Source organism: Fontibacillus forbon, from assembly GCF_046559655.1.
Taxonomy (GTDB): domain Bacteria; phylum Bacillota; class Bacilli; order Paenibacillales; family Paenibacillaceae; genus Fontibacillus.
The window spans coordinates 312,028-336,373 of the sequence record NZ_JBKGFV010000005.1; the positions used below are offsets into that span (position 1 = coordinate 312,028).

Genomic DNA, 24,346 nt, shown 5'->3' on the forward strand with positions numbered 1-24,346 from the left:
TTTACTTCCATTACCTTCAAAGAATCTTTTCAAGCTCTCATCCGGTCATTTGGTCTGGTTTACTCGTAATTCATCGGCGCCAGTTCGCCGCGCAATTGCTCCAGCGATTCCGTGAGTTTGTATTTGTTCTTTGCGGCTGCGTCCATAAATACCTTCAGATCGTCCAGCAGGGGGCTGGCTTCGGAATCAGCTCCTTTAAGCGCCGATTCATAGGCTTTTTGGGCCTCCGGATCCATTTGCTTGCTGTCGTAACCAAATAACGGGGTATTATTCGCTCCGTAAAATACCGTCGTCGTGTAATTGGTAAGCATGGATTCGACCTCTTTGATTCGCTTGGAGTCCGGATATTGCTTGGTGAAGCTTTCGGCGGAGAGCGCCCGGGTCAGAAGCTCATCCCAACCGATGACAAGGGCGGCGTCGCGAAGCGAGCGTTCTGCGGATTCCTTAGCCTTCAACTGCATATAATCCGTTACGTCCACAGTGGCTTTGCCGGCATACGCCGCAGTTACGCTATAATCGGGGTCCGGATTGAACATGCCTTCGGTCGGATCGAGCTGGTAGCCGCTGTTCTTGGTTTCCGTAAGCAAAGCTTTAAGTTTTTCGTCGGTCGCCTTGCCGATCAATTCATCCAAAGAATCGCCGACCTCGAATAACTTGGCAATCTGCTCCTGGGTATTCGCTTCGTAAAAACGGTCCGCAAGGCTTCCCAAAGCTGCAATCTGGGCATCTTCCACCGACAACAGCAAATGGGAAACCCGTTCAGGCGTCAAACTATCCGCATGCTTTTCGATAAAATCGAAAGCTTCCGGAAGTTTGTTGCCTTCTTGTTGAAGCAAGGCGTCGAATTCGGCGACCAACTGATCCTGCTCCGATTCCGTTACCTCTCCGGCGGAACCGTTATCCGGCGTCTTGCCGGGATGATCGTTTTGGGCGGGAGGGTTGCTGTCCTGAACGGCATTCGAAGTGTTGTTTGCCGTGTCCGATTTATCCCCGCACGCACTGAGGACCAGCGCCGTGGAGACGATCAAAGCTGCAATGAGCTTGCTTTTTTTCATCTGGGTCATGTTGTGATTCTCCTCTCGGGATGTTGATATCTTTAGTATTCTTTAAACGCTTTACGGATAATAAATGTTTCAAAATTTATTCTATTCATGAAATAATAAATCATTATTAGTGACACAGAAACTATAATGAACTATAATCAAAAGGAATTGAATGATATAACAGTGTTTGAAAATTAATAATACAACCATTTCGGGCGTCGGAGCGGGGTGAGGATCATGATTTCCCTTCAAGAGGTCAGCAAAAGTTATAAATCCGGAGAAGGGATATTTGAAGCGGTTCAATCGGTTTCACTCACGGTTCGCGAAGGGACGATTCACGGGATTATCGGTCCTAGCGGAGCGGGAAAGTCAACATTGCTGCGCATGATGAATGTGCTGGAGCTTCCCGATCGGGGAAAAGTCATGGTCGGCGGGAAGGATTTGACCACTTTGCCCGAGAAGGAGCTGCGATTGGCCCGAAGATCGATCGGGATGATTTTTCAGCAATTTCATTTGCTGAATAACCGGACGGTGAGCGGAAATGTATCGGTTCCTCTGGAACTTTCCGGGATCGGGAAAAAGCAGCGGAAAGAACGGGTACAGGAATGTTTGAAGTTTGTCGGGCTGCTGGATAAGGCGCGTCAATATCCGGCGATGCTGAGCGGCGGACAGAAACAGCGGGTGGCGATCGCCCGTGCGCTTGCTCACCGGCCTTCCGTGCTGCTCTGCGATGAACCGACCTCCTCGCTGGATCCCGGCACGACGGCGGAAATTTTGGATGTCTTGAGGCATATCAATGAGACGCTGGGTGTTACCATCGTGATCGTCACCCATGAAATGGATGTCGTAAAGGAGGTCTGTCACGCCGTATCCGTGGTGGAACAAGGGCGGTTGACGGACGGTTTCGAGCTGGAAGCGCGGCCCGGAAAGAGCGATATAATCCAGAGACCGTCTTACCGGGAGCAATTGCTCGGGGATGCGGGGGTGCAAGGTGTTTGATTTTTCACTGATGCTGGAGAAGTTCATGGAGTATCGCACCCAAATCGCCGAAGCGGTCGGAGAAACCTTTTTAATGGTGGGTATCTCGGTTTTGGCTGCGATTTTGCTCGGCCTTCCGCTAGGCACGATGCTCTTTCTCACCGCTAAAGGGCAGCTTCGCGAGAATAAGACCTGGTCCGTCATCCTTAACGGTTTCGTGAACGTGGTCCGGTCGTTTCCGTTTCTGCTGCTCGTCGTATTTATGATTCCCGTCACCCGTTTTCTGGTGGGTACGGCAATCGGCACCGTGGCAGCCTCTGTGCCCCTCGGGATCGTATCGATCGCGATTTATGCTAGGCAAGTGGAGCAGTCGTTGCTGGAGGTGCCGCGCGGCGTGGTGGAAGCCGCCCAATCGATGGGCTCCTCCAAGCTGGACATCGTCTGCAAGTTTCTGTTTGTGGAAGCGCGGTCCGGTCTGGTGCTTGGACTAACGACGTCGACCATCAGCTTTATCTCTTATTCTACGGTGATGGGCGTCGTTGGGGGCGGCGGGGTCGGCGATTTTGCCATCCGGTATGGTTACCAGCGGTTTGAGACCGAGTTGATGGCGGCGGTCATTATATTGATGATTGTTCTGGTGCAATTGGTTCAATTTGCAGGGAGTATGATCTCAAGATGGCTGGATAAAAGATAATCAATTAGAAAAAGAGAACGAAATTCACTTTGGAAGGATGTTGGAGATGAACAAGAACAAAAAATGGATGTTAGGGTTGTTAGTCTTGCTTATGGTGGTTGTCGCCGGTTGCGGGAACGGGAACACCAAAAATAACGATGCGCAGGAACGACAAGGGGATGCTCCCGCTGCCCAAGAAGCTGAAACCAAGGAAGTAACTTTGAAAGTAGCTACCCTGATTCCGCCGATGACGGAAATTTTGGAATTGGTTAAGCCGCTGCTTAAAGAAGACGGCATTAACCTGGAATTGGTCGTGCTTTCCGACAATATTCAGCCGAATGATGCGTTGGCCAACAAGGAAGTTGACGCCAACTTTTTTCAACATGTGCCTTATATGAACCAATACAACGAGAGCACGAATAGCGAGCTAGTGGCCGTGCAGCCTGTTTATCATGCGGTTTATGGTGCGTATTCCAAACGTTATAAGAGCATGGAAGAGTTGCCCGAAGGAGCTACGATTGCCATCGCCAATGACCCGTCGAATACAGGGCGTTCGCTTGTCATGCTGGAGAAGGCCGGATTTATCAAGTTGAAGGAAGGAGTCGGGATTAACGCTACGGTGGCGGATATTACGGAGAATACGAAAAAATTCAAATTCGAAGAAGTCGATCTGCTGATGTTGGCCCGGATGCTGGATGACGCTGATCTGGTGTTGATGACACCGGCCTATGCCAGCCCGCTGGGCTTGACGCCGAAGAAAGATGCACTCCTGACGGAAACGACGGATTCGGCCTTTGCGATTACGATGGTGGCCCGTGCGGATAACCAGGATTCCGAGCCGGTCAAGAAATTGGCGGAACGTTTGTCCGGTCCTGAAGTGAAGCAGTTTTTGGAGACGGAGTACAGCGAAATTGCCATTCCGGCATTCGAATAAATTCGTTACTGGATCACAGGTCAAGCTCACTATCAAAAAATTAGCAGGTTACAAAAAGAATATTATAATGTATAATTGTTGCAAATGAGGTTTACTTTCATAAAATAAGTCATAGGTTGTTTTCATGTGATGATTGTTACAGAGAATTAGCGCCAAGGCGAAGTACTATGAAAGCAACCCATAAAACATTAAAAATTAAAATGAATATGGATCTTCGGGGTAAGGTGAAATTCCTGACCGGCGGTGATAGTCATCCTTCAGATGGCTTTAGCCCGCGACTCGTTATTCTGTAAGAATAACGACTGATTTGGTGAAATTCCAAGGCCGACGGTAAAGTCCGGATGGGAGAAGATCAATGATAGGCATGCGGCAAACCATTTTTGCGCCCCGCAAGCTTATTTGATCAGCCCCCGTGTATGTTGACGTTCGTCAATGACGGGGGCTTTCTGCGTAGACCCCATATTCAAGAAGGAGTCAGGAATATGGAAAATGCATCAAGTGTAAGAGTTCAAGTTAGTCCGCCGTTGTCGGTACCGGGCACCCGTTCAAAGAGCGGTTTCTGGCTGGTCGTTCTCGGGGCCGCTTTATGGGGCGTTGATCCGCTGTTTCGTCTGATCTTGCTGAAGTCGATCACTTCGGCGCAAATCGTTTTGGTGGAGCATATTATCATCGCGCTCTGCGTGGCGCCGATTTTGTGGAAAAACCGCCGCGAGCTTATGGGTATAGGCTGGAAGCAGGCAGGGGCGCTGCTCTTTATTTCCTGGGGAGGTTCGGCGATCGCCACCATTTTGTTTACGATGGGGCTGGCGAACGGGAACGCCAACGCGGTATTGCTGCTGCAAAAACTGCAGCCGTTGTTCGCCATTATTTTGGCGAGATTTTTGTTGAAAGAGTCCTTGCCGCGCCACTTCTCAATGTTGTTCATTTTGGCGCTTGTCGGTACTTATTTGTTGACCTTCGGCTTTGAGATTCCGATCGGTCATTGGAACGATTTCGTTCAAGTGGGCAGCTTGTTATCACTCGGCGCCGCTGCGTTATGGGGCGGTTCCACAGTTATGGGCCGTTTGATGGTGGGACAGATGAAGTACGAAACGGTGACCTCGCTGCGCTTTATTTTGGCTTTGCCGCTGTTGCTCGCAGTAACCTGGAATGAAGGAGCCGCCTGGCATCTGCCTTCCAGCGCATCCGGACTGACCGCCTTTTCCCTGAATATGCTTGGGCAAGCGCTTTTGCCGGGATTGCTCAGCCTTCTGGTTTACTATAAAGGATTGACTACAACGAAAGCGTCCGTAGCCACGCTTGCCGAGCTCAGCTTCCCGATGGTAGGCGTGCTGCTGAACTGGATCGCTTTTCAACAATTGGTTACACCGGCTCAGATTGTAGGATTCGTTCTGATTTGGGCGGCGCTGTTCGCTATTTCCAGACAGAGCAATTCAAATCCGGCGGCTTCATAACCAGCCATAATAAGACTTTTTTAGTAAGGTTTCCGACAAGAAAATTGTCGGGGACCTTCTTTTTTTGTTTATACCGGTTATGGAAAAGAAGGATTTTTCCATAACTTTAGCGAAAGGTCTGGGGGTATATTTTTAATTTTTGCTGTAATAAACTTCCGACTCGGATAAGAAATGGATGATCTCAAAATTATGCCTTTCATTTTGGATATGAAAACCGTCTTCGTCCTGCTTGCCCTCGGTCATTTGTTTACCGTTCTGCTTATAACGGCATACAGGCACAGGCAGGCCAAGGATACGGCAGTGAATACGTTCTACGTAGCGAAATGGTTTCAATCGGCCACCTGGGGAATATTGGCCATCCCGGGACTTGCCTTCCAAATGGCTTTTCTTTCGCTAGCGAATAGTATATTTTTGTGCGGAGTTGCGTTGGAAACCATGGCATTGCTGAAAGTTACGGGAGGATACGGCGGGCGATCCAGACGATATTATTACTTACTCATGCTTATATCGGTCGGTGCCTATAATCTGGTTGTTCTGTTCCATAATGCGGAGGTTCTTCGCATTTCCATCGTTTCTTTATCGATTGCCGCCTTCCTTTTTCCGCCTGTTTTTCGGATGATCGGTTCGAAGGAAAGGTCGACGCTCAGCGTTCTGGTCGGCTATATGTATTTCATAGTGGCTGCGGGCTTGCTGGTCCGCACGGTGATGTCCTGGTTTTCCACCGGGGAAGTAACGATGTTCGAACCGAATTTGTACCGGAATTTATCTTTCCTGTGCCTGTACCTCATCATGACCTTGGGAAACACGGGATTCGTGCTGCTTTCCAAAGAGAAGGCCGATATGGAACTGCTTAAGTTGGCAAGCTACGATGATTTGACGGGAGCACTGAACCGCAGAACGTTCATTCTGGAAGCGAAACGTCATCTCGACGCCAATGAAAAAAAACAAAGGCCGGTATCCTTCATCCTGTTGGATCTCGATGATTTTAAATTGATTAACGATACTTACGGGCATGATGTCGGAGATGAGGTGCTGCGGAATTTCACCGCCAAAGTGCGGGGGAAATTAGGCGAGGGAGGGCTGCTCGGGCGATACGGAGGCGATGAGTTCGCCATTTTGCTTCCGGGAGCGGATGAAGTGATGTCCGACGAGATGGCTCAGGCGCTGAAGCTTGCCGTGGAGCAGAATGAACGGGGAGGCCAGGGTGTCGAATATACGATCAGTATGGGGGTCATTACGGTAATTCCCGGCTCCGGCATACTACTGGAGCATCTCTATAAATTAGCGGATCAGGCTCTTTATCTGGCTAAAGAGGAAGGCAGAAACCGGGTCGCCCGAAACCGTGTCGAAGGTATACAGGGAGTGTAGTTCCTTCCGTAAAAAGAGGCTGGCAAGATCGTCGGAAATAGGACGACCTGCCAGCCTTTTTGATTGAAGTTTTAAGCTTTGGAAAGCTCGGTTCCGTTTTCTTCCAACCACAGAATGGAGGTGACCCCGCGCGGGTAGTACCTGCTGCCGCAAACGGTGCCCGCCAGGATCTGATCGCTCCAGCTCCAGTATGCATTTTGGCTGGAGGTCAGCCAGGCAACATGGGCCGCATCGGCGGCCAGTCCCTGTTTCTCCCAAGGGAGGCCGAGGATATGGCGCGCGATGAACTGGCACAGATAAATTTTGCTGAGCCAGGAGTTGTTGCTGGTCGAGGACAGCTTCCAGCCGCCGTCTTCAAACAGGCAGATGCCCGGGACGAGTATGGTGCGCAAATGAGTTTTCAGCGCCGAGATATAATCCCCGAACCGTCCGTTCTCGTCGAGTGCTTCCCGGCATCCCGTATACAGCGGGAAGACGAGGCCCTCAATCGCGGGAATGATTTTGGAGTCATTATTCTCCTGGATGACGGCAGGGATGTACCCGCCCGGTAGCAGATGCCCGGTTATCGTACGGGCGCAGCGTTCCGCTTGTTCTCCGGCCAAGGCACCGTACTCCGGACGGCCGCTCGCCAGGAACAATTTCTCCATGGCGATGTAAGCCGCCCAGCTTTTCCCCGCCAGATAAATATTGTTACGCGCCTGGCCGAGCGAGACGTCCAGACTGTCATACGTGGTAATCTCCGCGCCGCCCATCGTTCTTGAACTGTCGAGCCCCATGATTCCCGTCCGCTGCGCCGGGTCCGGATGATCCCGGTTGACCATGCTTTCCAGGCATTGTTCGAAGATGGCGAGATTGCTCTCCAGCCAGGTTTTGTCCCCGGTTTGTTCAACGTAGACCGAAGCGCATAATACCCAGTTGACAAGCTGCTCATGGGTCATGTGGGAGAAGCAATCTTCGATGGCATGCAATTCATAGGACGAGTAACCGGGACGCGAAAAAGAATTGGCCACGCCCATATCGTGCGTAAAACTGATGCCTCCGGGATAGACCGTATCATCGCCCGGAAGGCGCACCGTGTCTTCATAGCTGTAGCGTTTGACGAACAGGTCCAGCTCGTTTTTGACGGTCCACGGATTCATCTTCAGTTCATAGAACAGTTGGTCTACCGTCAGATCGAACGTATTGATCATGCGGTATTCGCCTTCATTCACGATCCACAGCGGTTCCCCCTGATGGTCGAGCAGCTCTGTGGAGCCGTAGTAGCTGCGGATGGCATGCGCCAACATGAAACGTTGGTCATCGTTCAGATGCGAAGCTCCCGCAACCAGTTCATCGCTGTGGCGCGCCGCCTCCGCTTTCTCCTCAAAATGCTCCAGGGCATAGGCAGCCACTTCTTCAATATTGGAAAAATAGCGGGTGTAGTAGTAGGAAGCATCCATTCCCGTCGTCACATATCCGGCTTTGTAGAAACATAGGGCAAAACGGTACGTCGCTTTTTCGCCTGCCGGCGTATCCATCAGCAAGGCGCCTACCGGACCTAGTCCGAACCGTAAGTTTTCTTCGACCTTCGGTTCCAGGATGCCTTCCATCGTAAAGAAACCGGCGCTTTTAACTCGCTTGTCGTTGGTTGCGATCGCGGTATGGCGGCCTTGGCCGACGCCGGTGATGACGCCGTCCGTGTTATCCTCCAGCCGCCGGACGGCGGAATAAGGATCGCTGCCTTGGAAGCCGAAGAAGGCCTTCCGGGCAGATGTGCCCCGGGTATTGTCGACGGTAATCTCCGCCAGTACCGCCGGCATCAGCGCGGAGCGAAGCTCGTCGCTGCCCGCGGAAGCGGAAGCCGGGTCGGGAACGCTGCTGAACGGAGAATACAACCGGAAGGTCAAATCCCCGGCTTGCCATTCGTCGGTAGCCGCGCCAAAGCGGCGTGTAATGCCTTCCCGGGGAAAAGGAACAATCAGCGCGTCCTTCTTGGCCTCCCCGGATTCATCCTGTTCGCTGGTGTAGCGGTCCCGTTCATCCTGCCCATCGCCGAAAAAGGGCAGGGCTTTGTACCGCTGCTCCCCATCTTCCTGAAGGCCGATATATATATTCTGGTTTGGAGGGCTACCGAGCTCCAGGTCGAATCCGCCGCTCTTGCCCGGATAACCTAGCGTAAAGCTGGCGAAAGCCCCCATAGGCGAGTGATGTGCGTTGAAAAATATATTTTTACCCATCTTGAGTGCCTCCTGTTCTTTATGTAAGCGTTATGATAATTTGATTATATCAACGGAATTGGTTTCATCCTATGTCCAAAGCGATTATCAATTTATCCAAATCGTTCAGTTCGTTGCAATCGACGTATAAAGGAGGAATGGTGCGTGAATATTTCCGAAGAGCATCATATAGCCGAATTTGTGCTGCCGGATATGGACTCCACGTTCAAGGTCTTTGCGGCCCATTTACGGACCGTGACCCAGGATTGGTCCTATCCGCGGCACACCCATCCGCTATTTGAAGTGAATCTGGTGCTGGCGGGCAGACAGGAAATGTTCGTCAACGGTCAGCAGTTCGTGCAGGAGCCTGGCGATCTTATGCTTTTACGACCGGAAGATGTGCACGAAAGCCGCGCGGAGGGTACCGGGCGGATGACCTATTATTGCTTGCATTTCAATGTGGATGACCGGGTGATGAGAGAGATGCTATGCCGCGGAAGCGCGTTTCATTATAAGGAAAATAGTCCACTTGCCCAAGCCATCCGGCCTAGCCTGGATAGATTGATTGCAATTACTTCCGGAAAAGGCGCGGAGAAGCTGGCGAGTAAAATGATGGCGTTGTCGGCCGTGTTCGAATTGTTTGCTGGGCTGGGCGAAAAGCTTGCCGAACAAGGCCGGGCCGAGAATTCCGGAAGCCGGATGACGCGGATCGCCGCCGAGATTGCAGCCGGGCTGGAGAAGTGCGTAGAAGCGCCGGTAGCAGAGGGCCTGGCCGAAGGGGAAGACTATCGGGATAACTCACGGGAAACCGTGGCTGCCGTGACTCAGGGCTTGGGGTATAGCGCTTCTTCCTGCAACCGGATGTTTCACCGCGTTTACGGTATGTCCCCGCGACAGTACTTGTCGGCACTGAAGCTGAAGAAGGCCAAGCTCCTGCTCATGGAGCCAACGCTCTCGGTGGAAGAAGTGTCCATACGGCTTGGATATAAAGATATCGCGCATTTTAGCCGCCAGTTCAAACGGTGGACCGGGGAGCCGCCGGGTAAATTCCGGGCAAGGTTTCATATTTGACGATGATATTCGGAGCTGGCCGGGCGGTCGCGGCCAAGGGAGCGGTTCGCCGGAAGAATGGCGGGACTGCTTGGAGATATACGGCTTAGACAGTTCGGAAGCCTTCGCTGGAACAGGCACGGAACAAAGCGTGAAAATAGCCGCGGACGGCACCGTGGAACATTGCGCGAGTTGTGTCACCGAGGAATTGCTGGAGCGCCTTGCCGTGGCGGCGGAAGCCGGAGTGGAGATGCTTCTGGTCTCCGGAGACGCGGACCGGTCGGTGCCGTTTGAGGAGAACGGCGCCATACTGGAGAAACGTTACCGTTCTTACGGCGGTCATGTAACAACGATCCTGAAACCGGGTGGGGACCATCACCCTCACGGCCTTTCCGATGTGACGCCTATCCTGGAATTTGTGCTGAAGTATAACCGTTAAGATTTATAAAATAGGATGAAATCCACCTGAAAAGTTATTTTGAAGGTGGATTTTTTGTCATATTTTGTTTGGTTATGTCGAAGATGTTCAGAATCCGTTCAGAGGATGATGGTAGGATGATGAAAAAAGTCATAGGAAGGAAAAGAAGGATGCCAAGAATGAAAAGTCATTTTTTGAAAAAGCTAATGGTTCTGATCCTCGTGATTCAGCCGTTCCTTGCAAGCATTGGAGCCATTGAGCAAGTCAGCGCCGGAGGTATGTTATACCCGGACAAGATTAATTACCCCTCAACCGTAAGCGGGGTAGCGTACCATGATGGTAATATCTATACATCCATATATAACAATCAGACAAGCACGATTACCAAGCAGCAGGTAAGCGATTCGGATGATCGCAGCGATATAGTTACGTTCAATAACAATGTAAAGCCGTTGTCCATCGATTTTGACAGTCAAGGAAATTTGTATTTTATCGTGAATGAATCGCCCTATATTTATAAAATTTCTAAACCGTCTTTAGAAGCGGGGCCAATTAGCATCAGTGGTTATAACGATATTCCGAGCAAAGCGGAAATTGTATTTACAGGCGATCAGATGTACATGACCGGTATGACGATCGACGAAAACGATAATTTTTATTATTCGAACTCGAATCGTCCAAGCAACAATCCTAACGGATTGTTCAAGATTGCGGCCGGAAGCTGGCAAGCGACACCGCTGGTATCCAATTTTACGACGTATTTCGAAGACCTCTCCGTGAGTCCTCAGGGCAATTTGTATATGGTTGGGGCAAACAACAAGCTGTACAGAATGGATTTGAAAGCGGACATGCCGGGGGTTACGGAAGTGAGCGGCACCGAGTTCAACAGTTATCTGAATGCGGAATCCATTCCGAACAGCGGCAGCGAAACGCTGATCGATTTGTCCGGGATTCAGTTTTTACCTGACAGCGGGGAGGCTTATCTGTCCTTTGATATCTACAGATACACCATGGACCCGTTAATGCCGGGGTTCCCGTCCTCCTCGGAAACCGAATTTTACCTCAAAAAATTCACGTTTGCCGGCGAAGCGGCGCCGCCCGCGCCTCAAGAACCAGCCGAATTTCAGGACACCGTGCAGCTTGAAAATCCGAGAGGCCTGTCCTACTACAACAATGAGGTGTATGTGGCGCAATTCCTGACGGACGGCGGTACGAAGGCGAGAATTTCAAAAATTTCGAAATCGGGCGCAGTGACGCCTTTGGTAGTTTTCAATTACAGCGCCAATGTCAAATCCGTAGCGTTGAACAGCAGCGGGGACCTGTATTTTACATTGGAAGCCAACGCCAAGGATAATAATATTTATAAAATTCCTGCTGACCGCCTGCCGCTCAGCGACCCGATCGGATCCGGCCAAGTGGCGGTAAAAGCAGAAGTGTTCTTCACGCCAACCAACGAACCTTCCTGGGTGATGGGGCTGGCCTTCGATAGCGAAGATAATTTGTATTTTTCGACATACACTACCAAAGGAATTTATAAAATAGCCAAAGGCGAAAATACGGCAACGGAAGTGTTGACCAATTTCTCGTCGGTGATCAGCAGCCTGGCTTTTCATCCGAACGGGGATTTATATTTTGTCGACGGAGTCAGAAGGGTCCACAAATTGGATCATGCCCAATTGTCGAACCTTCCTGTTTTGACAAGTAACATAGAGCAATTCAGCAAGTTCAACAACCTTCAGGTCGCAGGCATTGCTTTCCTGCGGGAGGGGGATAAAGCCTATGTCTCGCATGGATTTTGGGCTAACGCAAAATTGGAGAAGCTGGACTTTGCGCTGGATCCCCCTGTGGTTGCCGATCCTCTTGAAAAAGTGAATGACGCAAAGGCAGCAGAAAGCGTGGAGGAAATGATCGCCGCGCTTAGTAATCCGGAACTTGGATTGTCGCTTCCGCCCGATTTCGGGGCTTGGAGAGACGATCTCAAAGAATCCGTGGCCGAAACGTTCATTTACATGGTGAGCGAAAACGAGAAGTATGATAATGTGGGTCAGCTTCAGTTTTTACTGGATTTTGCGGTTCAGCCGTTCTTTGCTTTGAATGACCGGGAACTTCATGTCATTAACAACAACCTGACATCGTTTTTCGCGAAATTCTTGGAGTTTAAAAATGTTTTTGCAGGCTATGAAGGAATGACCGAGTTGTCTCCGATCGGGGAAGCTTACCTTACCATGTCTGAAGTGGATAAAGAGATTTTCGCATACAGAACGAAATTCTATTTTACAAGGGATGAAACGCCGGTTTCTCAATTCCGTGAGTCATTGACGGCAACCTTTTCGCAGTACAGGCCCATCAACAAGGTCACGAAGAAAACCGACATGTACAACGCATTGGTGAGACTGCGTTTGCTGCAGACGGAATCCGAAGCTTATAACGCCGAACAAATCGGCTCGGTTGATCCGGAAGAAATGATGGACATCTTTAAATTGAACTTGGATAAAGTCGACGGACCGGGTTTTAGTTTTCAGAGATACCAGGAACTGGCCCAATGGATGCTGGACAAACGGCCGGTCGGCGGATACGCCGATTATGCGGCTATCCAGGAAACGTTCGATCTGTTCTTTGCCCCGCGTGCCCCAAGCGTAACTGCGGACGATGATAACAATCGGTTGGTGGGCGCGGACGCCACAATGGAGTATTCGAGAGATGGCGGAATCCAGTGGCTGGACTATGATTCAATCATCGCACCAATATTTGCCGGTGATGTGACCGTGCAAATTCGCGTGAAAGCGACAGGCAACATGCAGGCTGGCGCCGTAACGACAGTGACATTCACTGCTAATCCGGTTCAACCGGCTCCGCCTGCACCAAGCGTATCGGTGAATGAAGCAACTTACATGATCAACGGTGCAGACGGCACCATGGAATATTCGCTCGACGGCGGGATATTATGGATCGGTTATAATCCGGAGGAACCGCCGGTATTCCGCGGCAACTATACGGTACAGATTCGAGTTAAAGCGTCCGGGGACATTCCTGCCGGACTGGTGACCGTGCTTTACTTCAGAGAAACACAAGTTGAGCCGATTCCGGGAGCTCCAAGCGTAACGGCGGATGACGAGGCGAACTTGCTTGCCGGTGCCGACGGCACCATGGAATACTCCACGGATAACGGAAATCTCTGGAGCGGCTATGATCCGGGAAATCCTCCGATTTTCGCAGGGAACGTAACGGTACAAATCCGGGTGAAAGCGGAAGGCGACAACCCTGCGGGCGAAGTGACCACCGTAACATTTACACGGAACGCGGCCACTAATCCGCCAAGCGGCGGGTCCGATTCAGGCAGCAGCAGCGGTAGCGGAAGCAGCGGAGTATCGCCAACGGCACCTGCATCCAATAAAGAAGAAATTGTCGTTGATGTCGATGGAGCCAACGGTACAAATTTGGCCAAAACGCCGATAACGCGCACAACGGAAGCAAACGGTACCGTGAAAGATCATGTGTCGATGTCGGAGAACATTGCCAAAGAGACCGCCCAAAAGGCGAAGCAACTCGGGATCGACACGGCAAGAATTGTGATTCCGGATACCGGGGATAAGGTTTCGGAAGTGGTGGTAGAAGTACCGAAATCGGCGTTAAAACAATTAAACGAAGGCAATCTGAATTTGGAAATTGCAACGGACAATGGGGTAATCTCCATTCCGGCAAAATCCATCGCCGATTTCAACGATGATTTATATTTCCGGATCATCCCGATAAAATCGGAGACCGGGCGCAAACAAGTTGAAGAAAGAGCGAAGCAAGAAGAGTCGATTCAAAAAATCGTAGATAACGGGGAAGTCCGGGTTTTGGGCCGTCCTATGGAAATCGAAACGAATATGCAAAGCCGAGAAGTATCCATTGTATTGCCGCTTAAAGACAGCTTGCCGGCCGATTCAACCGAACGGCAGAAGGTCCTCGACAACCTCGGCGTCTTTATCGAGCATAGCGACGGAACCAAGGAATTGATTCAAGGTAAGCTTGTGACTTTGAAAGACGGTTCCGAAGGCATTGAATTTACGATTACGAAGTTCAGTACCTTTACCCTTGTGTACATGGACGGGTGGAAGGCTGCGCAAGTAAACCAGCATACTGCATACATTAAAGGATTCGGAACTGAATTCCGTCCTGGCGCATTCGTTACCCGCGCACAAATGGCCGCCATGCTGGCGCGCAATGCAGCCGATCAAGAAGCAACGGCAAATCAAAGTCCTTACGGCGATGTCGGCGCAGCGCATTGGGCCTACAATGAGATCCTGAAAACCAAAGCGCTGGGCATGATGACGGGAACTAAGGAAGACAGCTTCGATCCCGATGGTTCGGTGACTCGGGCGCAAATGGCCATGATCGCTTACCGTTGGATCCAGCAGGAATGCGCAAAGGATGCCTCGGCATTTGAAGGCTGTTCCTCCTTGTCCGGCCAAAGCAGTGCAGGTTATAAGGATGTATCCTCGGCGCATTGGGCGGCTGCAGCGATTTCCTTTATGAACTCCACCGGCTTCATGGTCGGTTATGAGGACAATACGTTCAGACCGGATGGAAAGCTGACTCGAGCTGAAGCCGTGAAGGTGCTTAACCGTTTGTTCAAACGCGGTCCGCTCTCCGGTACGAATACCACGACTTTTACTGACGTACCTACTACCTACTGGGCTTATCAAGAGATTGAAGAAGCAGCCAGGGATCATAAATACAACATTGGCGATCAAGGCGGAGAGGTCGTAGTTAAGGAGTAAACTGTAACCAATACAAGAGGATGGACTTGATTATTTCAAGCCATCCTCTTTTTCTGTTTGCTATAGATATTAAGTCTCGAATGAGGTCTTTTACATAAATCCGCACCGGAATAGACGCGGCGATAACATTCTCCCGTTACACTCAGGGTTGAATTCAACCTATTTTGGGAGGGATAGTTTTGAAATCAAAGGCAATACGCATGATTTCGCTGCTGCTGGCGGCGGAAATTTTAATAAGTTCGCTTTTTGCGGCGGGGCCGATACTGGCGGAAACGTTAGTACCCGCTTCGGAAGCGGAAGTCGACGGAGCATCGAATTTGGCTGAGGCCCCTGATCCTGATATAACACAAGCCGGAGAGCCGGTGTCTGAACCTTTAGCGGATCTTGACTTCGGTTTGTTCAATTTGGATTTGCCTGCAGCGGAGGCGGGCAAGCCTTATTCCGTGACGCTGGACGTTTACGGAGGAGAGGCTCCTTACCGGTTTGAGGCGCAAGGCGTTCCGGCAGGGTTGCTGCTGGATGAAACGACCGGACAGCTGTCGGGCATACCGGAAGCCGGTACGGCAGGAAATTATCACGTAACGGTCACGGTAACGGAGAATTCTGCTGCCGGCCGCAGCTTCAACGCCGAGCTGGAGCTTCAAGTAAAGCCGGGAGAGGCGGAGGCGGTTGCGCCAGCAATCGATAGCATCCGCATCCACAAGATTGCCGGATATTCGGTAGGGACGACGAACAAAGACGGCGGGGTTGCCGAAATCGTCCGATTTAACAAGGACAACGGAAAATTTTATCTGGTCAACGGTTCGACGAACCCGCCGTCCATCGACATCGTTCCGCTTGGCACGGGCGGTTCTCTGATGAAGGAGAAAAGCATCGACGTTAAGGCGTTGGCGGAAACCGGAGACTTCCGGTTCGGGGATCTGACCAGCCTGGATATCAATACGGCAACCGGAAGTATTGCCGCAGCGGTACAGGAAGCTGCTCATAACAAGAACGGAAAAATACTGGTGATGGACTACGACGGAAACCTGTTGCAGGTTTATGAAGCCGGAGTCCAGCCGGACATGGTGAAGTATACCGCGGACGGGCGCTATATTTTGACGGCCGATGAAGGAGAACCCCGCGTCGCGGGGGACGATCCCGAGGGAAGCGTGAGCATCGTCGATACGCAGGCGGAGACGGTTACGCACGTAAAATTCAACGATCCCTCCGTGATCGATGACTTTGTGCATATTCGCGGCGCAGCGGATGCAGACGGAAAGGTGACGGGCAAGGGAACCAAGGCCGAAGCCTTGCATGATCTTGAGCCGGAATATATCGCCCTTTCCGGGGATGAGCGGACCGCTTACGTCTCCTTGCAGGAGAACAACGCGATCGCGGTCGTGGATATACCTTCCGCCCGGGTGACGGCGGTTCGCGGATTGGGAACCAAGGATTTCAGCAATCCCCGCAATGCGTTGGATCTGGTGAATGACGGGGCGGCGAAGCTGGAAAACGTCCCCTTCTACGGGATGTATATGCCTGACGGGATCGCTTCGTACACGGTGAACGGGCAGACTTATTTGCTTACCGCAAACGAAGGGGACGCCACGGAGTGGCCCGGCCGAGAGAACGGCAGCAAAATCTCCAAACTGAGCGGATTAAATCCGGATTCTGCTGCAGGCCTCTTTTTACAGGGGAGCGGGACAACCTACGATAAGGTGGAGGTTGCCGGGGATATGGGGAATGAAGGCGCCTATCTCTATGGCGGACGTTCGTTTTCTCTCTGGAATGCCGCAGACATGAGCCAGGTTTATGACAGCGGCAGCGATTTTGAAGTGATCACGGCGGAGCGGCTGCCGGATTATTTTAACGCCAGCAACAGCAAGACGGACAAAGACGACCGTAGTCCTAAAAAGGGGCCTGAACCGGAATACGTCGCGTATGGAAAAGTCGGTAGCAAGTCGCTTGCGTTTATCGGACTGGAACGGATCGGCGGGGTGATGACCTATGATATTACGGATCCCGGGAACCCGGTGTTCGTAAACTATTTCAACTCGCGCGATTTCGCGGCCGGGTTAATGACGGATACCGGACCGGAAGGTATGGAATTCATTCCGGCCGGCGATAGCCCGACGGGACGTCCGCTATTGCTCGTAGCCAACGAGGTCGGCGGAAGCGTTGCCGTCCTGGAGTTGAACGTAGCGAAGGTAACGCTCGACAAAATTTCGCTGTCCCTGGTGGCAGGCGGTGCTGCCGAAAAGCTCGTAGCGACGGTGGAATCGCCGGAAGGCGCTACGGGAGTGCAGTGGAATTCGTCCAATCCGGCCGTGGCGGCAGTGGATCAAGAGGGAAATGTCACGCCGGTATCGGCGGGGCAATCGGTGATCACCGCGCTGAGCGAGGACGGCTACGGTTTGGCGGAATCGACAGTGACGGTGAGTGATCCCGGACAGGAGACGTGGAAGCTGACCGTGATGCATACCAATGATACCCATGCTCATTTGGCTGAGGTAGCGAGACGGTCGACGTTGGTGAAGCAGATTCGCGGCGAGGGCGGGAACAGCCTGCTTTTGGATGCGGGAGATGTATTCTCCGGAGACCTGTATTTTACGAAATGGCAGGGTATGGCCGATCTGGTTTTCATGAACTATTTAGGCTATGACGCGATGACGTTCGGAAATCACGAGTTTGACAAAGGGACCGCGGTGTTGGCCGACTTTGTGAGAAAAGCCCAATTCCCGCTAGTCAGCTCCAATATCGATTTCAGCAAGGATGCGCATATGGCGCCGCTGTCCAAACAGCCGATTTCGATCGATTCCGGCCTGGATGGTTCGAACGCGAACGCAGGGGTTTATCCGTATGTCGTTTTAGAGGTTGACGGTCATCGGGTCGGCGTCTTCGGCATGACGACCGAGGACACGAAGGAAACTTCCAGTCCCGGAAAAGACGTCAACTTTCGTAATGCCGATGCCGCGGCGGAAGAAACGGTTCATGCGATGCAAAAAGAGGGTATCGACATCATCATCGGATTGTCCCATTTGGGGTATGCGAGAGACAAGAAACTTGCCGATACCGTAGAAGGCATCGATTTGATCGTCGGGGGCCACACGCACACCAAACTGGAAGTGCCGGAAATTGTAACCGATGAGATTCATCATACGCCTACGGTAATTGTTCAAGCCAACGAATGGGGCAAATTTCTCGGCCGCGTCGATCTCGTATTTGACGGCCAGGGCAATGTATTGACCGGCCCCGGGCAAACGGGTGGCGGGTTGATTACGGTTGATGGCAAGGTGGAAGAAGATGCTGTCGCTAAGGAGAAGCTTGCTCCTTATAACGAGGAACTGGAGGAACTGAAGAAACAAGTAGTCGGCATTGCAGCGGTTGTTCTGGACGGGGAACGCAAAAATGTGCGTGCGAAGGAAACCAATCTCGGAAATCTGATTGCCGATGGGATGCTGGCCAAGGCGAAACAACTGAAAAACGCCGATATCGCCCTCATGAATGGCGGGGGCATCCGAGTTTCGATTGATCAGGGGGACATCACGATGGGCGAGCTGCGCACGGTGATGCCTTTCGGTAACACGCTATATGTGCTTGATGTTACCGGCAAGCAGCTCAAAGACGGATTGGAAAACGGGATCAGCGGAGCCAAACTTAGCGATCTTCCGGGCAAATTCCCACAGATTGCCGGGATGAAATTTAAATGGGATCCGGCTCAGGCTGCCGGGAACAAGGTGTTCGATGTTCAAATCAAACGGGGACAAAGCTATGTGCAGCTTGATTTGAACGCGACTTACCGCTTAGCCACAAACAGTTTTGTTGCCAACGGCGGGGACGGATATTTCTCCTTTGCCCAGGCGATTGAGCAAGGAGCTTACCATGAGGATCTGGGGTATCCGGATTACGAAATTTTCATGGAGCACGTAAAAACGCTGGGCGGCACGGTGGAACCCAAAGTCGAAGGGCGAATTATCGAGCAGGCTAAACCCGCGGATGGCGGCGGAGAGGACGGCGGCTCATCGCCCGGCACCGGCTCTGGAAATGTGACAGCTCCAGGAACTGCTGCACCGTCCGAAAGCGATGGGGAAGAGAAGCCTGGATCAGTTACTCCAGCCAGGCTCTCCGGAGAGCAACTGCAATTAGCTACATCCATAAATGCGGCCGGACAATCGGTTACACGGGTAAGCGTCAACTCGGAGGAGGTTTTGAAATCCGCGCTTGAGGCCGCAACATCTCATCCCCGGGGAGAGTTGACGATTTCCATTCCAAAGGCGGAAGGCGGAGTGGAAGTACAGCTTCCGGCCCAAACTTTGACAGCGGGATTTGAAAAGGGCAAACCGGTCACACTCGTGATCGAGTCGCCGCTGGCAAATTATCGTTTGCCACTGCAGACGATTGAACAACGCTTGCGCCAGAGTATTGCGGATGGTGGCAGCGGTGCCGGAGATACGGCAAAACCGGATCTGACCATTTCGATTATGCCGATTACATCTTCTTTGCAGAGAGACCTTAATCTGAAGATAGCAGCATTAGGAGGAATAACCGGAGGTGATCCGGGCTTGGAATTCCGTGCAGCCGTCGTTTCGGGCGGGAGGGAGCAGGTTATTGATTTCGGAGGTAACTATATCAGCCGCATCGTACCTCTTCCGGCAACCGGCTCATTGGGGACAGGAAATGCGGTCGCGGTAAGATATGACCACAGCGACGGGAAGTTATACCCCGTCCCGGCCCTGAGTACAAGCTGGAACGGGAAGCCCGCATTGGAGTTGAAGTCTCCGCAAAACGGTGTCTTTATGATCATCGGTCTTCAAAAGCAGTTTAGCGATGTCCAGGGGCACTGGGCTGAGGCCGAAATTGAAGCCATGGCTTCCAAGCTCATTGTCCAAGGGACAAATGATAGTAATTACGCACCTGGAGAGAATATTACGAGAGCCGAGTTCACGGCTCTGCTCGTAAGAAGCCTGGGCCTGACGCCCGCGGCCTCCGGAAGCGGATTCCGCGATGTTCCAACAGGCAGCGCGCTGGCCGATGAGATTGGCGCCGCGGTGAAATCCGGCTTGGCGGGAGGTAAGGGAGCGGACGGCTTCATGCCGGATGAGTCTATCAGCCGGGCCGAAATGGCCGTCATGATAGCCAGGGCGATTATGCTCCTTGAGACGGGCACCGCAGGAGACGCAAACACTATTGATGCGGCAAGCGCTTTGTCCCGTTATTCCGACAGCGAAACTATCCCGAGCTGGGCTGCTTCAAGTGCCGCGTTACTGGCGCAGCGAAGCATCCTTCAAGGAGATGGCGCCGGCAAATTCTCGCCCGCGGGATTCACGACACGCGCCGAGGCCGCGGTAGTCTTGTTAAGGATGATGACGGAAGTGGGGCTGGCGGATTGAAACCGGGCTTCCATATCTAAAAAAGAAGAGGCTGAACAAAACCTCTCTTTATAAACTAAAAAACCGGTGATTTTTACGAAGAGTAAAAATTCACCGGTTTTGATTTTTTTTCAAGTAACAAAATTATAAGATTTTTTGTTGCAAGAAATTTAGAAATTCACTTTGCATAGAACCAAGAGTAACAATTTTTTTGGTTATCCTGAACTTCCAATGCTGACCCTTAATGTTAAGTGACCATAATGCAGTAAGTGGAGTTCTGGAGTGATATTTTTGATTTTGGATGTCAGCTACTTCAATTTCCACCTTATGTACTACTTTGGAGGAAAATAGATTGAGGAAAAGAACAATAATTCTACTGTCGTTTATGAGCAATATAGCACGGCTTGTAATAGCTGAAAAGCCTTGAAGAGTGGCGTAACAAACAAGCATGTCAGGTTCTCTGTGAGATTCAGTCAGCCTATCAATAAGTTTTTTATTAATAAATATCATGGAACAAATACCTCTATATATTAGTCTCGACTCGAGTAACTGTCCTTATGTTAAAAGATTATAACATATGTCCCAGCTTACTTCCTGTGCATTGGCACGACTATTTCACGAAATGCGAGACTACGAAAACGGCGGGAGAGTTCCAGTAAATCGTCACCTCATTGCCCGCATAGCTGAGCTCATCGTCGATGAAACATTGTGCGGGCGCTTTGCCTTGCAGGTGTTCCATCATGCAATCGTCGTTCAGGCCGCGGTTCGGGCCGCCCGCCACAAGGCCGGGGACGGGAGCGGCTACGTTATCGCCGACGGACGGACGGTGGTGCGGATGCATCACCGGGCGGTCGCCGAACCCGGTTACATAGCTGAGATCCAGCGGATTGCGGCCCATCAGGTAATGAACGTGATGAATGGCGATGTCTTCAAATTGGGTATTTCCAGTCAATCGGAAGGCGATGAGCAGAAGCATCGCCCGGTTCATCACGACCATGTTGCTGCCCCAAATATAATCTGCCGGAGTCAGCGAAATGCCGTACCCATCGGCACTGCTGATCGCAACTAGCTTGTAGGCTTCGGCAAGCAGCCCCTCCTTGAGCTGTGAGTACAGGGTCTGGTCGGACATTGCGGAATCTCCAATCAGATAGGCAATGCTTCCGTAAGCCCCCATATCGGCCCAGCCCAGCTCGTATTTCGGGAACTGCTGCGCGGCCAAAGCCTTGAACTGCAAATGATAAGACTCGTCTCCGGTTGTCCGGAACAATTCGGCCGCCGCCCAGTAACGCTCGTCGAGATCCTGCCCATCGCCGTACTCTCCGGTGGACACATCTTGCGGGTTTTTAAAGCCCGGCGTTTCCGGATGATCCAGTAGCCACTGCCAAGCTGCTTTTGCCGCTTTCAGGCAACGGTCGGCAAAGCTGCCGTCAAATTGGCGGTAGACCCGGGACGCCATGGCCATGACTCCGGCAAAACAGCCTGTGGCCGTGGCCGAGACCGGAAGGAAATATAAATCCGCCAAGTCGTCTTCAGGCATCACGTTCAAGTCGGGGAATTGCTTGGTCGTCAATTTGTGAAATGCGCCGCCTGTCTTGTCATCCTGCATTTTGAACAGCCATTCCAGCTCATAACGGCATTCATGCAGCACGTCCGGCATAACGCCGTCACTCTCGGGAATGGGAAGTTGGGATGCGAAAGTCCGAGGATAGAACTCATAAGCGAGCAGCAGGTCGGCGACGGCTTTGGCGCCAGGCACGGTGTATTGTCCGTAATCTCCGGCATCGTGCCAGCCGCCCGTGCTATCCAGCTTCTGTCCGGGATCGTCATATACGGTTCCGTCCGCCAGATGACAGGCTTTGTGCTTCCAAGGCCCGGCATAAGTTTCATCGAGGTCGCAGCCGCAGCGGAAAAGGTAAAAAGCTTTTAAAAGACCGCGATGCAGCTCCGCGTACGGGTTATCCGAAAGTTGAAACGGAGCGGAAACCGCGTCCCCGAGCCGGACATAATAGCTGCCAGGCGCAGTAAGGGCGGAGAAGTCACCGGCGCACAGTTCCGTTCCTGCGGACTCGTCAAATTGTGAATGCCCGGTTTCGCCCCGATAAGCTACTTCTCCGGTATCGGAATTGATAACTTCGAATGTACCCTCTTTACCGGCGCTAATGACGCACTTTTCGCCATGCAGCGGGTAACCGACTTGATTGACGGATAAACTTCGTTGCTTTGTATCGCTCACTGACAATCCCTCATTTCCAAAATTAAAGTTATTGCGGCGGGAACATGCAATCCGTTCCTTCTTTACGGAAAACGTTTTCCTAAATGGGTAAAAGAAGATTGAAAACTCTCTTAATCTATTGCAAAAAGTGCAATATAATCCCGCATAGCGATAGTTGCTTACAGAAAGTAAAGAAAACGTTTTCCGAAATTGTATCTATTATATCAACAATCGGGAGAATGGGCGAGAAATGATTTCTACCGCTGAGGTTCGCACTTATGCTACGATATAATTAATATTTTAGGTAATGGAGTCATAAGATGAATTCAACCATTAGCATTTTTATCGTTTTGGCGGCTTTGTCCGGCGTGTTGAGCATCCTCCTGGCCATCTATGCGTTTGTTAACCGGAATAAATACTCCGGAATCAATCTGTTTTTCTGGATCACCTTACTGTCGGCGGTGTATGCTTTCGGCTTTGCTTTTGAGTTGACCGGCAATAACCTGACAGAAATCATGTTCTGGGCCAACGTGGAATATGCGGGCATGCCTTTCATCGCTCCGCTCAGTCTGGCTCTCGTCATGTACTATGTGGGGCTGGAGAAGTTCGTGACGCCCGGCAAGATCGCACTCATGCAGATCATTCCGGCCATCACGCTGTTTATGATCACTACGAACGATTGGCACCATCTGTTTTACCGTGCCGTTTATTTGAATCAGGATGCCCCAAGACCCATGATGGATATCGTGATGGGCGAGTGGTATGTCGTGCACGGAAGCTATACCGTGTCCTGCCTGATTGTCGGCACTTTCCTTCTGATCCGTTACTGGAACCGGAGAAAAAGAGTGCTCCGGCGCCAAATGTCGGCATTTCTGATCGGCTTTGTCCTCCCGGGAGTCGCATCTTTTTTATACTTGATGAAATTGACTCCATACGGCATGGACCCTGTGCCGATCGTGATGTGCGTGACCTCTTTCTTTTATATTTGGGCGATCCGGACTTCCGGATTGATGATCGTCGCCCCGGTAGCAAGGGAATATATTTTCGACAGCATGCGTGACGGCGTGCTGGTTGCGGACCCGGCCGGTCTGCTGGCGGATTTTAATCCGGCTGCGGCAATGATGATTCCGGGGCTGGGCACGGCGAATATCGGCAAGCCGGTGAGCGATATTACCCTGTCGGAAGATTTCGAGGAACCTGTATTCGAATTTCATCCCGACCCCAATGTGACCGATGAAAAAGAGATCGGCTGGGATATCGGCGGGGAGCCCTGCTACTACCATATCCATTCTTCTCCGGTGATCAACCGCAGGGGCCGGTTCGTCGGGCGAACCATCACCGTTATAGATGTGACTGAAAGAGCGCGCATGCAGGAAAAATTGCAGATTCTCGCTACGCACGACGGACTGACTCAAATATATAACCGGACCTTTTTTATGGAAACGGCCAGACTTCAGCTTGAAGAGGCCGATCTATCCGGTCAGCCGTATTCGTTGATCGTTTTCGATATCGACCATTTCAAAAAGATTAACGACCGTTTCGGACATAGCGTAGGAGACCGGGCCATCCGCCATATCACCGCGATCGGACAGCGGCATCTTCCCCCCGGCAGCCTGTTTGGCAGATACGGCGGCGAAGAGTTCGTTATTGGACTCCCGGGAAAAGGGCTGCGTGAAGCAGCTGTACTGGCTGAAACCGTCCGCCGGGACATTTCATCCAGCTCCCTGGAGTTGGAAGATGGTCCGATCGGGATTACGGCCAGTTTCGGCGCTGCGGAATCCGGTTCACCGGGACAGCCGCTGGAAGATCTCTTTATGGAAGCCGACAGGGCGCTTTACCGTTCCAAAGAGAGCGGAAGAAACCGGGTAAGTACGGCATCGGATATGTCGTTTCTGCGATAGAAG

At 51.6% G+C, this 24,346-nt stretch carries 14 protein-coding genes and 1 riboswitch; of the genes, 10 read left to right on the forward strand and 4 right to left on the reverse strand.

Going from position 1 to position 24,346, the window contains the following annotated elements; genetic code table 11:
* Window positions 1-59: 59 nt before the first annotated feature.
* Window positions 60-1,064 carry a hypothetical protein gene (locus ACLB09_RS20265; protein ID WP_410771666.1) on the reverse strand — a complete coding sequence of 335 codons (1,005 nt, stop codon included), beginning with the start codon at window positions 1,062-1,064 and terminating at the stop codon, window positions 60-62.
* 216 nt (window positions 1,065-1,280) lie between these two features.
* Here ACLB09_RS20265 and ACLB09_RS20270 point away from each other — a divergent pair, with 216 nt between their 5' ends.
* The 5 genes from ACLB09_RS20270 (at window position 1,281) to ACLB09_RS20290 (ending at window position 6,450) form a co-directional block, all read left to right on the forward strand.
* Window positions 1,281-2,042, forward strand: a complete 762-nt coding sequence (locus ACLB09_RS20270; protein WP_410771667.1) for a methionine ABC transporter ATP-binding protein — start codon at window positions 1,281-1,283, stop codon at window positions 2,040-2,042.
* 10 nt (window positions 2,043-2,052) lie between these two features.
* Entirely contained in the window at window positions 2,053-2,715 is a 663-nt protein-coding gene (locus ACLB09_RS20275) for a methionine ABC transporter permease (RefSeq protein ID WP_410771822.1), read from the forward strand.
* A 46-nt stretch (window positions 2,716-2,761) separates the two neighbouring features.
* The gene (locus tag ACLB09_RS20280; protein ID WP_410771668.1) at window positions 2,762-3,628 is read left to right on the forward strand and encodes a MetQ/NlpA family ABC transporter substrate-binding protein; all 867 of its coding nucleotides are present in this window, start codon (window positions 2,762-2,764) and stop codon (window positions 3,626-3,628) included.
* A gap of 206 nt (window positions 3,629-3,834) precedes the next feature.
* Window positions 3,835-3,985: riboswitch (FMN riboswitch) on the forward strand.
* Window positions 3,986-4,110: 125 nt separating this feature from the next.
* A complete protein-coding gene (locus ACLB09_RS20285; protein WP_410771669.1) occupies window positions 4,111-5,082 on the forward strand; it encodes a DMT family transporter in 972 nt (323 codons plus the stop codon).
* A 189-nt stretch (window positions 5,083-5,271) separates the two neighbouring features.
* Window positions 5,272-6,450: a GGDEF domain-containing protein gene (locus ACLB09_RS20290; protein ID WP_410771670.1), complete on the forward strand. Its 1,179-nt coding sequence runs from the start codon at window positions 5,272-5,274 to the stop codon at window positions 6,448-6,450.
* A 71-nt stretch (window positions 6,451-6,521) separates the two neighbouring features.
* Here ACLB09_RS20290 and ACLB09_RS20295 read toward each other — a convergent pair whose 3' ends face one another.
* A complete protein-coding gene (locus ACLB09_RS20295; protein ID WP_410771671.1) occupies window positions 6,522-8,666 on the reverse strand; it encodes a glycoside hydrolase family 52 protein in 2,145 nt (714 codons plus the stop codon).
* A 144-nt stretch (window positions 8,667-8,810) separates the two neighbouring features.
* Here ACLB09_RS20295 and ACLB09_RS20300 point away from each other — a divergent pair, with 144 nt between their 5' ends.
* The 4 genes from ACLB09_RS20300 (at window position 8,811) to ACLB09_RS20315 (ending at window position 20,251) form a co-directional block, all read left to right on the forward strand.
* Window positions 8,811-9,716 carry an AraC family transcriptional regulator gene (locus ACLB09_RS20300; RefSeq protein ID WP_410771672.1) on the forward strand — a complete coding sequence of 302 codons (906 nt, stop codon included), beginning with the start codon at window positions 8,811-8,813 and terminating at the stop codon, window positions 9,714-9,716.
* A 70-nt stretch (window positions 9,717-9,786) separates the two neighbouring features.
* Window positions 9,787-10,134 (forward strand): alpha/beta hydrolase, encoded by a 348-nt coding sequence (locus ACLB09_RS20305; RefSeq protein ID WP_410771673.1) that lies wholly within the window; start codon window positions 9,787-9,789, stop codon window positions 10,132-10,134.
* 158 nt (window positions 10,135-10,292) lie between these two features.
* Entirely contained in the window at window positions 10,293-14,879 is a 4,587-nt protein-coding gene (locus ACLB09_RS20310) for a DUF4073 domain-containing protein (protein WP_410771674.1), read from the forward strand.
* 179 nt (window positions 14,880-15,058) lie between these two features.
* Complete coding sequence (locus ACLB09_RS20315) at window positions 15,059-20,251, forward strand: choice-of-anchor I family protein (RefSeq protein ID WP_410771675.1); 5,193 nt, start codon at window positions 15,059-15,061, stop codon at window positions 20,249-20,251.
* Window positions 20,252-20,374: 123 nt separating this feature from the next.
* On the opposite strand, the gene ACLB09_RS20320 is transcribed toward ACLB09_RS20315, so the two are convergent.
* Window positions 20,375-20,740: a hypothetical protein gene (locus ACLB09_RS20320; RefSeq protein WP_410771676.1), complete on the reverse strand. Its 366-nt coding sequence runs from the start codon at window positions 20,738-20,740 to the stop codon at window positions 20,375-20,377.
* Between the two features lie 100 nt (window positions 20,741-20,840).
* Entirely contained in the window at window positions 20,841-22,463 is a 1,623-nt protein-coding gene (locus ACLB09_RS20325; protein ID WP_410771677.1) for a glycoside hydrolase family 9 protein, read from the reverse strand.
* 299 nt (window positions 22,464-22,762) lie between these two features.
* Between ACLB09_RS20325 and ACLB09_RS20330 the strand changes: the two genes are divergently transcribed.
* Window positions 22,763-24,343: a histidine kinase N-terminal 7TM domain-containing diguanylate cyclase gene (locus ACLB09_RS20330; RefSeq protein ID WP_410771678.1), complete on the forward strand. Its 1,581-nt coding sequence runs from the start codon at window positions 22,763-22,765 to the stop codon at window positions 24,341-24,343.
* The last annotated feature ends 3 nt before the right edge of the window (window positions 24,344-24,346 follow it).